Below are 13,066 nucleotides of genomic sequence, written 5' to 3' on the forward strand. Positions count from 1 at the left end.
CACCGCCCGCGGACTGCGCGATGCCGTCGAGGAGCAGATCGGCCGCCTGCACCAAGGGGCCCCGCTCGACGAGGTCGGAGCGGCCATCCGCTCGCTCTTCCTCGCGCAGCAGCTGCCCGCGCCCCTGCGGGACGCCCTTCTCGGCGCGTACGAGCGGTTGGCCGAGGAGAGTGGCCGAGAGACGCCCGAAGTGGCCGTACGCAGCAGCGCGACGGCCGAGGACCTGCCCGAGGCGAGCTTCGCAGGACAGCAGGAGACCTATCTGAACGTACGAGGACCCGAGGCGCTCCTCGACGCGTGCCGGCGCTGCTACGCGTCCCTGTTCACCGACCGGGCGATCGACTATCGCGAGCGGATGGGTTTCGACCACCTCGCCGTCGCCCTCTCCGTCGGCGTCCAGCTCATGGTCCGCTCCGATCTCGCCGGCGCCGGGGTCGCCTTCACCCTCGACCCGGAGAGCGGCTTTCCCGAGGTGATCGTGGTGAGCGCCGCCTGGGGCCTGGGAGAGACCGTCGTCAGCGGCCGGGTCGACCCCGACGAGTACACGGTGTTCAAGCCCGGCATGAAGGACCCCTCCCTCAACCCCGTGATCGACGTGCGGATCGGCACCAAGCGGCTGAAGACCGTGTACGCGGACACCGGCCTGACACGCACGGTCGACACCCCCGACACCGAACGGAACCGACGGGTACTCGCCGACGCGGAGATCCGCGAGCTCGCCGGGTGGGCGGCAGCGGTAGAGGAGCACTACGGCTGCCCGATGGATATCGAATGGGCCAAGGACGGCCTCACCGGCGAGCTCTGGATCGTCCAGGCGCGCCCTGAGACCGTGCAGTCCCGCCGGCGGTCCACGACCCTGCGACGCTGCCGGCTGACCGTCGCCCCTGGCGAACCCCTCGTGGAGGGAATCGCGGTCGGCGAGGCCATCGGCCAGGGTCTCGTCGTCGCCCTCGACGCCCCCGTCGACCTCGACCGCTTCCCGGAGGGCGGCGTTCTTGTCACCCGCGTCACCGACCCCGACTGGGAACCGGTCATGAAGCGGGCATCGGCGATCGTCACCGACCACGGCGGACGCACCTCGCATGCCGCCATCGTCAGCCGCGAACTCGGCGTCCCCGCCGTTGTCGGCACCGGCAACGGCACCCGGGTCCTTGAGGAGGGCAGGCAGGTGACCGTCTCGTGTGCCGAAGGCGAGCGCGGACGGGTTCACGACGGCCTGCTCGCGTACGAGGAGATCCTGACCGACCTCGCGGAACTGCCCGCCACGCGCACCCGGGTGATGCTCAACCTGGCCGACCCGTCGGCCGCGTTCCGCTGGTGGAGGCTCCCAGCCGATGGAGTGGGGCTTGCACGTCTCGAGTTCATCGTCGCCCACCAGGTGAAGGTCCACCCGATGGCCCTGCTCCACCCGGAACGGCTCGATCCACATGACCGTCAGGTGATCGACCGGCTCACCGAGGGGTACCTGGACCGCGGACAGTACTTCGTCGAGCGCCTGGCCAACGGGATCGCCCGGATCGCCGCTTCCCGCTGGCCGACCCCCGTCGTCGTCCGGACCAGTGACTTCAAGACGAACGAGTACGCCAAGCTGCTCGGCGGTCGGCCCTTCGAACCGGACGAGGCCAATCCGATGATCGGCTGGCGCGGTGCGAGCCGCTACTACAGCGACGGTTACCGCGAGGGATTCGCCCTCGAATGCCGTGCGCTGCGCCGGGTCCGTGAGGGGATGGGACTGACGAACGTGGTCGTCATGATCCCCTTCTGCCGGACGCTCGGCGAGGCGGACCGAGTGCTCGGGGTGATGGCGCAGGAGGGACTCGTACGAGGCGAGAACGGCTTGCGCGTCTACGTCATGGCGGAGATACCGGCCAACATCATCCTCGCCCAGGACTTCGCGGAACGCTTCGACGGCTTCTCGATCGGCAGCAACGACCTCACCCAGCTCACCCTCGGTGTCGACCGCGACTCCGAGGCCCTCGCCCACGTCTTCGACGAGCGAGACCCCGCCGTCGTCCGCAGTGTCCAGACCCTCGCCGCCCGCGCCCACGCGGCCGGCCGCCCTGTCGGACTGTGCGGGCAGCGGCCCAGCGACGATCCGGCGTTCACCGCGATTCTGGTCGACGCGGGCCTCGACTCCATCTCCGTGGCACCGGACAGCTTCGCAGCCGTCAAACGGCACGTGGCCCGCGCGGAGGCGACGCTTGAGAGCGGAACCGGTCCAAAGGAGGAGTGACCATGCCCAGGAGGACACGGGACCGACTGGCCCGGGACACCTGGCCGACGGCCGAGCTCGGTCGACCGGCGGCTACAGATGCGCGGCGTGGTCGCCCCAAGAAGCACCAGCCGCCCGCAGAGGGAGTGAACCGGAGCCCCCGGCGCGCGGTGCACACCATCAGGGTGTCGACGCTCTTCCTCTGAAGCAACGGCGAATCGGCGGGATCGTGAGTAGGGGGCCTGAAAGGAGGACGCGGCCATGACGACCGCAAGGGAAATCATGCACACCGGTGCGAGCTGCGTGCAGGAGGGCGAAACCCTGATGGATGCCGCTCGGCGCATGAGCGAACTGGATGTCGGCGCGCTGCCCATCTGCGGGCCGGACAACCGGCTGCACGGCATCATCACCGACCGGGACATCGTGGTGAAATGCCTCGCCAAGGGCAAGGACCCCCACCACATGACGGCCGGGTACCTCGCCCAGGGCAAGCCGATCACCGTGGACGCGGACGCCGACAGCGAGAAGGTGCTCCGCACCATGCAGGACCACCGCATCCGCCGCGTGCCCGTGATCGACGACCACCGCCTGGTCGGCATGATCAGCGAGGCGGACCTGGCCCGGCACCTTCCGGAGGAATTGGTGGGCCACTTCGTCGAGGAGATCTGCGGCTGACGGCACCGGAGCCGTGGCGCCATGGGCCGGTTGGTCCAGGTGCGGCCCGTTCGGCCCCGTCGGACAGCCCCCTTGGACGCTGCGCCATGTGACCTCGCGGGCGGACGATTGGGTTACGGAGCCGGACCGGCCCCGTAACCCGGGCCACCGCCCGTCCGTACCGACTCGGGTCCACGACGACCGTCCGAGGGCCCCGGAACGAGGAGCAGAACAATGGCCGGAGGCAAGGTGGAACGCAGGCACAGCCGCTTCCCCGACTTCAACGACTGGTTCAACCGGGAGTTTCCTGGGCTGCCCGGGTGGCGGCCCGCGACGGCCGCTCATTCCATTCCGGTGGAGGTGACCAGCGGCGCCGACGGGTACGTGCTGCGGGCCGAGCTGCCCGGGATGGACCCGGACGACTTCACGATCACCGTCGACGACGACCTGATCACGGTGAGTGCGGAGCACAGCGAGAGCGAGGAGGACAAAGAGCACTCGGAGTTCCGCTACGGATCGTTCCGCCGGACCGTGCGTCTCCCGGCCACGATCCCGGCCGACGACGTCGAGGCGTCGTACGCGGACGGCATCCTCACCCTCCGCGTCCCGATGCCCGAAGAGGAGACCGGCGCCGCACGCACCATCCCCGTGAAGCGAGGCGGCACCCCACCCGGGGGCACCACGCGGTGAACCCCGAGCGAGTGCTGGTCGCCCATGGGCGCAAGCACGTGGCGACCATGGAGATCGCCGACGCGGTCGGCCGGACGCTTCGGGCCGACGGCTTCGAGGCCGTCGTCCTGTCGGCCCACACCATTTCCGACGCCGGCGGGATCCAGGAACGGGCTCACCACAGGGGAACCGACCTCGACACCATGTGCTGAATGGTGTCGCCGGCCTGTCAGGGAGGCCACCCCACCCAGAGGTGCGACATGGACCACCACAAGCGGTCGGAACCGCGGCTCACGCCGTCCGGACGGGGACCTGGCGGACGCGCCGCTCTGATCCTCGTCCGGATGATCTCCCTGATCTGCGGTGCCGTGGCCGCCGCGAGCCCGTGGAGTACCGGAGCCAAGGCCGACCGTGAACTCGCCCCCCACCGCCATCGGGTGCAGGCGACCACCACCGGGCCGGCCGAGGATCCGCCCGTCGCCACCCGGTTCGGGTCGAGACCGCGCTCCGTCGCACCCGCGGTCTGTGAACAGCCCGATCGCGTCAGTCGGTCCGGCACCGTCCACGTCCCTCCGCGGACGCCCCAGGGTCGCACGGTGACGATCTGGGTGGACGACACCGGCACCCCCGCTCGCCCCCCGGGCAGTGCCGCCGACCGTGCGCTGACCCCGGTCTCGGGCGGAGGCGTCGCCACGGCCGCCGTCGGAGCGATGGGGGCGGGCGCTCTCCTCTCCGTACGACGGCGGACCGAAGTCCGTCGGCTCGCGGCCTGGGAACGGGAGTGGGAACGGGGCGAACCCGTGTGGGCCGGTCGATTCCGCCCGGGGCGCGCTCCGGAGGCCGACGATGGCTGACCGCGCAGCCACGGGGCGGGCCGGTACCCCTAACGAGGCACTGCCCTTCGACCCCAGCGAGCCCCTGCCCAGGCTGCGCCGGGAACTCGCCACCGGACCGGACGGGCTGTCCGCCCGCGAGGCCGCGCGCCGCCTCGCCGTCCACGGACCCAACGAGGTCCGACGCAAGGCGCGTTCCTCCTTCGCGCGGGAGCTGACCGGACAGCTGGTCCACCCCCTCGCACTGCTGCTCTGGGCCGCAGCCGCGCTGGCCTTCGTCGCGGACCTCGGAGTGCTCGGCTGGGCGATCCTGGCGGTCATCGCCGTCAACGCGGCCTTCGCCCTGCTTCAGGAACGGCAGGCCGAACGAGCGGTGGAGACCCTCGCACGCTATCTGCCCGAGCACGCCCTCGCCGTGCGCGACGGCCGGCCCCTCACCGTGGAGGCCCGCGACCTGGTGCCGGGCGACGTGATCCTCCTGGAAGAGGGCGACAAGATCCCTGCCGACGCGCGCGTCAGCGAAGGCGGAGTGGAAGTCGATCTCTCGATGCTCACGGGGGAGTCCGTGCCGGCCGAGCGCATGGCCGCGGCGGGGCTCCTCGGCGCTCCGCTGCTGGAGGAGCCCAACCTCGTCTTCAGCGGCACGACCTGCGTCGAGGGACAGGCCCGGGCGGTCGTGTTCGCCACCGGCAACCACACCGAGCTCGGTCGGATCGCCGCCCTCAGCCAGCGGACCCGGCGCGAGGCGAGCCCGTTGGAACGACAGGTCAAAAAGGTCGCTTGGCTCATCGCCGGCGTCGCCACGGGCATGGGGGCCCTCTTCCTGGTCCTGGGCGTGGCTGTCGGACTGCCGGTGACCGACTCCCTCATGTTCGCCATCGGGCTCCTCGTCGCCAACGTCCCCGAGGGACTTCTGCCCACGATCACGCTGGCCCTCGCCGTCGGTGTCCGCGCCCTGGCCCGCCAGGGCGCGTTGGTGAAACGGCTCAGCGCCGTGGAGACGCTCGGCTCCACGAACGTCATCTGCACGGACAAGACCGGCACGCTGACCCGCAACCGCATGCGCCTGAGAGCACTGTGGACCGTGGGCCACGGAACGGAACCCGGCCCCTGGGCGCAGGAGCTGGTGCGGGCGAGCGCCCTGTGCACCACCGTCACCCGCGGGGAGGAGGGCGAGCTGCATGGTGACCCGACCGAAGCGGCCCTCGTCACCGGGGCTGCCGACCGCGGGACTCCCGTGGACCTCACCCGGCGCGACGCGGCACGGCGCAGACTGTTCCGCTTCGATCCGCGGCTGCGGTTGATGTCGGTCGTGCAGGACGACGAGACGACGGGTCGTCTGCGGATCGTCGCCAAGGGAGCACCGGAAGCGGTCCTGGCCCGCGTCCTGCCCGGCTCCGCCTCGGACGCGGCCCGCTCGGCGGCGGAGGAGCTTGCCGAGGGCGGCATGCGGGTCCTCGCCGTCGCCGCACGCGACCTGCCGCCGGCGGCTGAGCCGCCGTCACACCGTCAGGACGCCGAATCGGGGCTGACGCTGCTCGGTCTGGTCGGGCTGTACGACCCGCCGCGTCCTGAGGTGGCGGAGGCCGTCCGACGCTGCCACGAGGCCGGGGTGCGCGTGCACATCGTGACGGGCGACAGCGGAGCCACCGCTGCGGCGGTCGCCCGGGAGGTGGGCATCGGAGTGCCCAGCCTGCACGTGGTCGCGGCGTCCGAGTCGCTGGGCGACGACGAGCTCGACCGACTGCTCGTGGAAGGCGACGCCGAGATCGTCTTCTCCCGCTCCTCGCCCGAGACGAAACTCAAGGTGGCCGACACCCTGCGAGCCCACGGCCGGATCGTCGCCATGACGGGTGACGGGGTCAACGACGCCCCCGCGCTGCACCGCGCGCACATCGGGGTGGCCATGGGACGCTCCGGCACCGATGTGGCCCGCGAGGCAGCCACCATGGTGCTCACCGACGACGACTTCGCCACCATCGTGACCGCGGTCGAATCCGGGCGCCGCGTCTATGACAACGTACGCAAGTTCATCGTCTACATCTTCGCCCACGCGACCCCCGAGATCGTGCCCTTCCTCGTCTTCGCGCTGTCAGCCGGTGCCGTCCCGCTCCCGCTCACCGTGCTGCAGATCCTCGCCATAGACCTCGGTACGGAGACTCTGCCCGCACTCGCTCTCGGCCGGGAACGCTCCGAGCCCGGCATCATGCAGCGGCCGCCCCGGCCACGGCACCAAGGCGTGATCTCCCGCGACATGCTCGTCCGCAGCTGGGGCTACCTGGGCCTGGTGTCGGCGGCCCTCGTCATGGCGGGCTACCTCTACGTGCTCTGGCGCGCCGGCTGGCAGCCGGGCGATCCGACGGGCGCGGGCAGCCCCCTGCACCACGCCTACGTGACGGCCACGACGGCCACCTTCGCCGGCATCGTCACCTGCCAGGTGGGCACCGCCTTCGCGGCCCGCACCGACCACGCGGCGCTGCGCGACATCGGGGTGTTCTCGAATCCGCTGCTGCTCGGCGGTGTCGCCTTCGAGCTCGCGTTCACCGCCGCCCTCGTCTACGCGCCCCCGCTCCAGCACCTCTTCGGAACGGCCGCCCTGCCTCTGGACGTCGTCCTGCTCATCGCGACGTTCCCGGTCCTGGTGTGGGGCACGGACGAGCTGCGGCGCGCCAGGCGGCGCCGTCAGCGCACCGCGTCCACGATCGGCTCGTGACCACCCTGGTCGAGGCGGAAGGGCGGATAGGCGTCCGTCATCAGGCTCGCGTAGGCGGCGACGCGCAGGACCCAGCGGTTCAGGCCGACGATCAGCGCGAACAGGTCGCGGGGATACCGCTCGGTGAAGGCCACGGCGAAGCCCGCGATGAGCGCGAGCAGCGTGATCAGTCCGCCGCTCCACCAGTGCACCTGCATCCCGCCGGTGAAGAACGCGACGATCAGGTAGTGCGGGATGGCGAGCAGCCACCACTTGACCAGTACCTGCGAGCGCGAGAGCCGCTCCGGGTACGCGATGTCGAGCCGGGCGGGATAGCCGGGCTCGGGGCCGAGGCTGAAGGGCGGGTAGCGGTCGGTGCCGAGTGCGCCGTACGAGTAGTACGACACCCGCCATGACCAGCGGAGCACGCCGAGATTGAAGTCGAAGAGGCCTCGTGGGAAGTGCTCCGTGAACAGGATGGCGAAGAACGCGATCACCGTCACGACGAAGAAGGCGATCCAGAGGAAGATCAGCACGATCCAGTGGGGGATCACCAGGAGCCACTTGACCAGCCACAGCCAGCGGGACAGCCGCTCGTCCAGCTCGGCCGTCACCGCCACGGGAACGTACGGGGTACTCGGGGTGGCCATGATCGTCACTTCCCCGTCAGGTCGTCGTCTTCGTACGTGAGCCGGTCGACGACCCCCACGACACCGTCGACGCTGTTGCAGAGCCTGAGGAGCACCGGAACGAGGCTGCGGCGGCGGACCCTGCCGCTGAGGGTGACCCTGCCATCTGTGACCTCCACCGAGAGGGCTGAAGGGCTCATCCCCAGGGTGCGCGTGATCACGTCCTCGACGATCTCCTCCTGGATCGCCCGGTCCCTGCGCAGGAACAGCTGGACGAGGTCGCTGCGGCTGAGCACGCCCACGAGCCGACCGTCGTCGTCGACAACGGGCAGGCGCTTGACGCCTGCCCGGTCCATCACCCGCGCGGCGCGCACCACGCTCCACTCGGGCCGGGCGACGACGGCGGGACTCGACATGAGGGCGCCCGCCGTGTGGAGCGCGGCGCCGGCGGTACGGCGGCGTACCAGGTCCGCCTCGGAGACCACGCCGAGCGGCCGGTTCGACTCGTCCACCACGCACACCGCGGTGATGTCGAACTCGTCCAGGAGCCGTGCGATCTCCTTGAACGTCGTGTCCGGCGCGACGCTGACGGCCGTGGGGGTCATCAGATCCGCGACACTGCGGTGTCTCATCGCTCGTCACCTTCCCACGTCCTCGGCGGTGAGCTCGCACCGTACGTCCACCACGCCTTCGACAGCCCGCGCCAGGCGTTCCGCGAGGGGGATGCGGGCGCTGTCGCGCACGTTGCCGGACAGGGTCACGACACCGTCATCGACACGGACGTCGACCTGGGAGCGGGAGAGCGGGAACAAGTGCGCGACCACCTCGTGGCGCACCTCGGCGGCGAGGTCCTCGTCCGTCCGGAGGAAGACCTTGAGGAGGTCGGAGCGGCTCACGATCCCCTGGATCATGCCGCTTGCGTCGACGACCGGCAGCCGCTTGACGCGGTGGGCGGCCATGAGGCGTGCGGCCTGGGGAAGTGATGCCTCGGGGGCGATGGTGACGGCGGGCGCGGTCATCAGGTCGTCGGCCCGGCGAGAGCCCGCCTTGGCCGTGACGTCGCCTCTGCGCAGCTGCTCGACGAGGCCGAGGCGGTGGTCGTGGAACTCCTCCTTGAGGAGCAGATCGGCCTCGGACACCACTCCGACGACCCGGCCCTCGCCCTCGACCACGGGCACGGCGGTGATCTTCCACCGCTCCATGGTGGTGATGATCTCCTTGAACTCCGCGCCGGGCAGGACGGCGACGACCTTCTTGGTCATCACGTCGGCGACGGTGAACGGCTGGGTGGCCATGACTCTCTCCTCAGCGGGCGTACGCGAGGTCTTCCGCGCCGACGCGCGGGATGAGGTTGTCCAGAAGGCGGCTGCGGACGGAAAGGAGCCGACGCGCCATGGTCGCGGCCACGCAGGCGAACACCGCCTCGCCGACGGACAGGTCTTCGGCGCAGAGGTCCCTGACGGCCCCCGCGTCGAACTCGAGGGCGCGCACCTCGGTGGTCGCCGTGGCACCGAGGTGCCAGTGGTACGGCGGGAACAACCACGAGCAGCCGAGGAGGGCGCCGGAAGAGAGGGTGTCCACGACGGCGTTGCGGCGGCCTGGGACGTGCATGTCGAGCTCGACTCGACCGGATTCGACGATCCAGAAGTGGTCGGCATGCTGACGCTCGTGGAAGATGCGCGTGCCGGCGGGGAGGCGGACCGGGTGGGAGTGCTCCAGGATCCGGTCGCGTGCTTCGGGAGCGAGTTCGTTCAGCAGCGTCCGAGTGGTGCTCATGGTGTCCTCCAGCCCTTCCCTCACAGACTCCCGCGCGGTGCGCGGGTACGGGGAGGGCCGCGCAGGTCACACCGGGGGACCGAAGGGCCCCGTCTCAGCGGACCAGGACGGCCTCGGTGCGGTCGATGGCGAAGACGGGGATGACGGCGGTGCCGTTCCGGGCGAGGGCCCGCGCGATCGCGGAGGCGAACTCCGACCGCGCGGACTCCTGGTCGTGGCGGCGGTCGCCGTACGTCGACTCCACGAGCAGCACGTCGGCGCCGGAGAACGGCTCCGGCGACAGCAGAAGGGGACGTCCGGGCCGTCCGAGGTCTCCGGAGACGGCCAGGGTGTGGCCGTCCTCCAGGGCGAGACGGGCCCAGGCCGAGCCGAGGATGTGTCCGCTGTGGTGGAGCGTGAGCCGGGTGCCGGCCGTGATCTCCACGTCCTCGCCGACCGGGACCGGGTCGAAGAACGCCAGGGTCTTCTCGACGTCGGAGTCGTCGTAGAGGGGCTTGGCGGGGCGGCGCTTGGACCAGCCGTGCTCGTCGGAGGGCCGGGCGGCCTCCATCTGGAGCCGGGCGCTGTCGCGCAGCACGATCCCGGCGAGCCGGGCGGTGTGGGCACTGGCGAGGACCGGCCCCCGGAAGCCCTGGCGCACCAGGCGGGGCAGGCAGCCGCAGTGGTCCAGATGGGCGTGGGTGACGACCACTGCCTGGACGTCGGCGGCGTCCCGGGCGAACCGCTCCCGGTTGCGGCGGCGCAGGTTCGCGAAACCCTGGAAGAGACCGCAGTCGACAAGGATCCGCGCCCGGTCGCCCTCGACGGGGAACTTGCTGCCGGTGACCGTTCCCACCCCGCCCAGGAAGCTGAGCAGGGCCGGTCGAGAGGTGGTGGGAGCAGAGTCCGGGGCTGCCTCGGACATGGCCGGCCCTCCTTCTGTGGGGCCGGTCTCCACCCTCGCATCCGGCCGGCCGATCCAGAGGGTCCAAGCGGGCCTTTTCGTGGGCCGACCGGCCCATGCGCCGCAGGGGGCTCCGCGGAGCCTGGTGCCAAGGACCATAGCGATGCGCGACAGGGAGTGGGTGGGCGCCATGAAGGCACTCGTCTTCCAGGGGCCGGGCCGAATGGACTGGCAGGAGGTGCCCGACCCGGTCACCAAGGATCCCGGCGACGCGATTGTGCGGGTCGACGTGGTCACCATCTGTGGTACGGACCTGCACATCCTGAAGGGGGACGTGCCGGAGGTGACGGCCGGCCGGGTCCTCGGACACGAGGCGGTCGGCACCGTGGTCGAGACCGGAAGCGACGTCCGCACGGTGCGCCCCGGCGACCGCGTCCTGATCTCCTGCATCTCCGCCTGCGGCCGTTGCCGCTTCTGCCGTGAAGGCCGCTACGGGCAGTGCCGTGGCGGAGGCGGCTGGATCCTCGGCCACACCGTCGACGGCACCCAGGCCGAATACGTCCGGGTGCCCTTCGCCGACCTGTCCGTCCACCCGCTGCCGGACTCGATCGACAGCTTCGACGCAGTCCTGCTCGCCGACATCTTCCCGACCGCCTACGAGGTCGGGGTCCTGAACGGCGCCGTGCGCCCCGCCGATACCGTTGTCGTCGTCGGGGCCGGCCCCATCGGTCTCGCCGCCATAGCCACCGCCCGGTTCTACAGCCCGGCACGGATCGTCGCCGTCGACCTGGCCGAGTCGCGGCTGGCCGCTGCCCGCACCCTGGGCGCGGACGCCACCGTGAACGCGGGCGAAGACCCGGAGCAGCTGGTCGCGGATCTGACGGACGGCCTCGGCGCCGACGTCGTCATGGAGGCTGTGGGCGTCCCGGACGCCTTCGAGATGTGCACACGGATGGTTCGGCCCGGCGGCAGGGTCGCCAACATCGGCGTCCACGGCAAGCCGGCGGCCCTCCACCTCGAAGACCTGTGGATCAAGGACGTCACCATCACCACCGGGCTGGTGGACACCTCGTCCACGCCCATGTTGCTGCGCATGATGGCCGGCGGGCGGCTGCCGTCGGCAGATCTGGTCACGCACCGGTTCGAGATGGGGGACATGGAGGAGGCGTACGAGGTCTTCGGCAACGCGGCCGAGACCGGAGCCATCAAAGTCGCACTGGGCGGCCCGCAGCACACGGTCGTGAGCATTCCCGACCCGCCGGTGGCCCGATGAACGGCCGGGGCCCGGGTCCTCGGCCGCCGATCCGCTCTCGTCAGTCACCGACGTGATCGCTCGTGCCGCCTCCCCCCGGTTGCTCTCCGCCCACAGGGCGGCCTGGCAGAGCGTCTGGAAGCAGCGTGAACTGCACGCGCCCGGGGAGGCGGGTCGCATCCGAGGCTGCGCGTCTCCCACGTGCTGCAGACGCTCTCCCCGCACACCGCGGACCTCGACGTGGGTGCATCCGCGCGCACTCCACGGTGAGGCATACAGGGGGCACGTCTGCCGGGACGAGCTCTTCGCCCTGCCCTACCTCGACCTTCCCTCGTGAGCACCTCGGCGACGGGGCGTTGCCCGCCCTTGGGGGCCGTAGCCCAGGCGGATCACCATGTGGACGAAGCCGGTCGTCGAGCTGCACGGTGGTCCGGGTCCTCGCGCGGCATGCCGCGCAGCTCGATGGCGCCGGTGTCCGTCCTGGCGACGAACTTCCACGGCTGCGCGTCGTGCATCGAGGGAGCCGTGACGGCGTCTTCGATCAGCGAGGTCACCAATGGTCGGGTCAGAGCGGTGGTGGACGCGGTTCGTCCTGTCTGCGGCGAGTCACCAAGAAGTGTCGTGTGGACTCCGGGTGGAGGACGTGAGACGTGTGTCGTCTTCGTCGAAGGACAGCCGGTCCACGACGGCGACGACGCCGTCCACCCGCTCGGTGAGTCCGACGAGCATGAGGGCCTGACTCTGCCTCCGGACGTGGCCCCCAAGCGTCACCACGCCGTCGAGGACGTGCACGTCCACGGCGTCCCCGGGCAGGCCCATGGCATCCGAGAGGACGTCCGCCCGGACGCGGTGCCGTATCTCCGCGTCCGGGCGGAGGTAGACGCAGAGCAGGTCGCGGCGGGTCACGATGCCCACCAGCCGGTCCTCCACGTCGACCACGGGCAGGCGTTCCACTCCGCGGCGCACCATCAGCCGCGCCGCGTCGGCCACCGTCTCCTCGGCGTGAACCGTGACGGCCGGATTGGTCATCAGGTCCCGTGCGGTCAGCTCGTGGTGGGCCAGGAGGTCGCTCTCGGATACCACTCCGACGACGTGATCGTCCTCGTCCACCACGGGGACCCCGCTGATGTCGTGCTCGGCGAGAAGCTTCGCGATCTCCCTGAACGATGTCGCGGTTACGGCGGAGACTACGTCGCTGGTCATGAGACCGCCGATCTTCATGTGCTTCATCACCGCGCCTCCTGTTCAAGGGTTCGGACGGTGCTGTCCCGCATCACCAGCCTCCGACGCGCGTTCGGGGTCTGCGAGGGCCGAATGGTCCACCATCAGGACCGAAGGGGCTCGTGGATCCAGGGTCTGCGCCCTGCACGCACAGGGGTGGGGACCTTTGGTCCCGTCATTGCCCTCAGCGGCCCCCCGGCCGTCCGGGACCGTCTGCCAGGGTGGAAGGAGGTCCCTCGGGGCCC

Annotated in this window: 14 protein-coding genes and 1 pseudogene; 8 read left to right on the forward strand and 7 right to left on the reverse strand. The window is 70.9% G+C overall.

Features of this window, described 5'->3' with window-relative positions; all coding sequences use genetic code 11:
- The 6 genes from ppsA to CCN56_RS26125 form a co-directional block, all read left to right on the forward strand.
- Positions 1-2,233, forward strand: a 2,233-nt coding sequence (gene ppsA, locus CCN56_RS26100; protein ID WP_086830420.1) for a phosphoenolpyruvate synthase, incomplete at its 5' end; no start/stop codon positions are given.
- A gap of 240 nt (positions 2,234-2,473) precedes the next feature.
- Entirely contained in the window at positions 2,474-2,887 is a 414-nt protein-coding gene (locus CCN56_RS26105) for a CBS domain-containing protein (protein ID WP_086830421.1), read from the forward strand.
- Positions 2,888-3,100: 213 nt separating this feature from the next.
- Positions 3,101-3,556, forward strand: a complete 456-nt coding sequence (locus CCN56_RS26110) for an Hsp20/alpha crystallin family protein (protein ID WP_086830422.1) — start codon at positions 3,101-3,103, stop codon at positions 3,554-3,556.
- A complete protein-coding gene (locus CCN56_RS26115; protein WP_143664627.1) occupies positions 3,553-3,747 on the forward strand; it encodes a hypothetical protein in 195 nt (64 codons plus the stop codon). Before CCN56_RS26110 ends, CCN56_RS26115 begins: the two co-directional genes overlap by 4 nt.
- A gap of 384 nt (positions 3,748-4,131) precedes the next feature.
- Positions 4,132-4,389 carry a hypothetical protein gene (locus CCN56_RS42715; RefSeq protein ID WP_143664628.1) on the forward strand — a complete coding sequence of 86 codons (258 nt, stop codon included), beginning with the start codon at positions 4,132-4,134 and terminating at the stop codon, positions 4,387-4,389.
- A complete protein-coding gene (locus CCN56_RS26125) occupies positions 4,382-7,081 on the forward strand; it encodes a cation-transporting P-type ATPase (protein ID WP_086830425.1) in 2,700 nt (899 codons plus the stop codon). The genes CCN56_RS42715 and CCN56_RS26125 overlap by 8 nt, the downstream gene beginning before the upstream one ends.
- Here CCN56_RS26125 and CCN56_RS26130 read toward each other — a convergent pair.
- The 5 genes from CCN56_RS26130 to CCN56_RS26150 form a co-directional block, all read right to left on the reverse strand.
- Positions 7,051-7,710: a DUF4389 domain-containing protein gene (locus CCN56_RS26130; protein WP_086830448.1), complete on the reverse strand. Its 660-nt coding sequence runs from the start codon at positions 7,708-7,710 to the stop codon at positions 7,051-7,053. The genes CCN56_RS26125 and CCN56_RS26130 overlap by 31 nt on opposite strands.
- A gap of 5 nt (positions 7,711-7,715) precedes the next feature.
- On the reverse strand, positions 7,716-8,321 hold the full coding sequence (locus CCN56_RS26135) for a CBS domain-containing protein (protein WP_086830426.1): 606 nt from the start codon (positions 8,319-8,321) through the stop codon (positions 7,716-7,718).
- Between the two features lie 6 nt (positions 8,322-8,327).
- The gene (locus CCN56_RS26140) at positions 8,328-8,984 is read right to left on the reverse strand and encodes a CBS domain-containing protein (RefSeq protein ID WP_086830427.1); all 657 of its coding nucleotides are present in this window, start codon (positions 8,982-8,984) and stop codon (positions 8,328-8,330) included.
- A 10-nt stretch (positions 8,985-8,994) separates the two neighbouring features.
- Positions 8,995-9,465, reverse strand: coding sequence for a cyclic nucleotide-binding domain-containing protein (locus CCN56_RS26145; RefSeq protein ID WP_086830428.1), 471 nt, complete (start codon positions 9,463-9,465; stop codon positions 8,995-8,997).
- Between the two features lie 94 nt (positions 9,466-9,559).
- Positions 9,560-10,369 (reverse strand): MBL fold metallo-hydrolase, encoded by an 810-nt coding sequence (locus CCN56_RS26150; RefSeq protein ID WP_086830429.1) that lies wholly within the window; start codon positions 10,367-10,369, stop codon positions 9,560-9,562.
- Positions 10,370-10,538: 169 nt separating this feature from the next.
- Between CCN56_RS26150 and CCN56_RS26155 the strand changes: the two genes are divergently transcribed.
- Together CCN56_RS26155 and CCN56_RS44880 are read left to right on the forward strand one after the other, a co-directional pair.
- A complete protein-coding gene (locus CCN56_RS26155; RefSeq protein ID WP_086830449.1) occupies positions 10,539-11,621 on the forward strand; it encodes a zinc-dependent alcohol dehydrogenase family protein in 1,083 nt (360 codons plus the stop codon).
- Between the two features lie 25 nt (positions 11,622-11,646).
- Positions 11,647-11,928: pseudogene (locus CCN56_RS44880) on the forward strand (glycoside hydrolase family 65 protein); the annotation flags it as partial.
- A gap of 61 nt (positions 11,929-11,989) precedes the next feature.
- Here the strand turns inward: CCN56_RS44880 and CCN56_RS45925 are convergent.
- A complete protein-coding gene (locus CCN56_RS45925; protein ID WP_373412902.1) occupies positions 11,990-12,154 on the reverse strand; it encodes a hypothetical protein in 165 nt (54 codons plus the stop codon).
- Positions 12,155-12,206: 52 nt separating this feature from the next.
- Positions 12,207-12,830: a CBS domain-containing protein gene (locus CCN56_RS26165; RefSeq protein ID WP_086830430.1), complete on the reverse strand. Its 624-nt coding sequence runs from the start codon at positions 12,828-12,830 to the stop codon at positions 12,207-12,209.
- Positions 12,831-13,066 lie beyond the last annotated feature (236 nt).

This window comes from Streptomyces sp. NRRL B-24572, assembly GCF_002156145.1.
Taxonomy (GTDB): Bacteria; Actinomycetota; Actinomycetes; order Streptomycetales; family Streptomycetaceae; genus Streptomyces; species Streptomyces vietnamensis.